The 1466-nt window shown below is 61.1% G+C and carries 1 protein-coding gene; it reads left to right on the top strand.

The features are described 5' to 3' along the window. The first annotated feature begins 821 nt into the window (after nucleotides 1–821). Nucleotides 822–1157 carry a helix-turn-helix transcriptional regulator gene (locus GY937_16925; GenBank protein ID MCP5058388.1) on the top strand — a complete coding sequence of 112 codons (336 nt, stop codon included), beginning with the start codon at nucleotides 822–824 and terminating at the stop codon, nucleotides 1155–1157. Nucleotides 1158–1466: the final 309 nt, after the last annotated feature.

The following is a 1466-nucleotide window of genomic DNA, read 5'->3' as shown; positions in this document are numbered from 1 at the left end:
GCGCTCAATCACGCCCACGCGATCCAGTTCCTCGTAGCTCATGCTCACTGTCTCCATGCCCGCGGGGGTACCCCGGGCGACTGGAAAAAGCGGACATTTCTACTTTGGAGAAACCGGACATTTCTACTTGGGTACTACACGCGATGCCCGACAACTCCGAACTATGTCAACTTGCCGAGGGGGGGGGATCAGGCCCGTTCCCGGGCTCTCGTCCTACACGCAGAAGAAGCTCGAACACTCGCTGCGCGTTGCATGGGCGAAACACGTAGATCCCGATGACTACGTTGAAGTTGATTGGGAAGACGCGACGAAGAAGTGGTCTGGGCGGCGACGCCCAGGCACTAAGCCTCGAGTAGACCGGAAGGCTGCGCGCCGGTTGCTGTCTCGGTGGTCTTCCGTCGAACCCCGATTGGATGGTTACCTCGAAGGCGCGTTCGCGTCGCTGGAAGAACACGTTGGGCGTATCTACCCCGGATTTGAGTTCTCTCCCGATCTAGTGCGAGCGTGGTGGCAAGATGAAGAGGTTCCTCGGCTCCTGTCTGCCTACGGGCGCCATCGTGCCAAGTTGGAGGGAGGAAACCCCGAGGCTCCGGTTTCGTTCCTTCGTGGCCTGCTACCCGAAGCTGTGGTCTCTCGTTTCGCGACATACCTACATCATCACGTCGCTTCTTTCGGTGCACGCGAGTGTTTTCGCCGATTCGCTTCGGGAGAGTGCTACCAGCCCCCCCTCCCTCTGCCTCAACGCCCCCGCTTCATGTCTCTCGACGAAGTCCTGTCCCATTTGACACCAGAGGACGTCGAGCGCGATCCAGTTCTTCGGGATGACCTTGCCTCGCTCGGAGTCGGATATAGGTGGCGGCGGGGGGAGGGTCGCTGGGTCCGTCACAGTACGTTGGTTTCTCCGTTCGGCGTCCTATCTGAACCCGTTCAACGGGGTTTGGACGGCCGAGACGACGCACCAGATTTCGAAGACGACGTTCCGTTCTGATCGTATTGGTGGGTCGCAGGGGCTCTCGCAGTCACGTCTTGCCAAGCTCCTCGGCGTCCATGCCACCACAATTCGAGCCTGGGAACTGGGACGGCGGCTGCCTCCAGACGGCCGGCTTCGTGAGGTCTCGGTCCTCCTCGAGCAACGGCCGGGTGGCCAGGCCGAGTAGCCGTGGGCCGGGCAGATCAGATCCCGCGTCCCTTCATTTAGTTGTAGGTCAAACGCCAACGCTCGGGATCGGCGAGCAGGGCGCCTGACGTGCGCGGGGCGCAGCTCGGACAGGCCCCTTGGACCGCGTGGCGTTCTCGGGTCGGCGAGCGCAGGCCTTGGGGTCGGCCCTAGCCCGGAAAATTCATGAAGAAGTCTCGTTCTTGAATTGAAGAAGGCCCCAGTTGCGGTAGAAACGTGTTGCGACACCCGTTTCCCCTCAACAAGGGCCCCTTCATGAAGCCGGATTCTACCGCACAGACTGTCACCT

The organism is bacterium (assembly GCA_024228115.1).
Classification (GTDB): domain Bacteria; phylum Myxococcota_A; class UBA9160; order UBA9160; family UBA6930.
Note: the sequence above shows the minus strand (reverse complement) of the source record. Positions and strands in the feature narration are given on the sequence as shown.

Coding starts and splice junctions, on each gene's coding strand:
- GY937_16925 (MCP5058388.1), top strand. CDS start 822: ATGACCTTGCCTCGCTCGGAGTCGGATATAGGTGGCGGCGGGGGGAGG.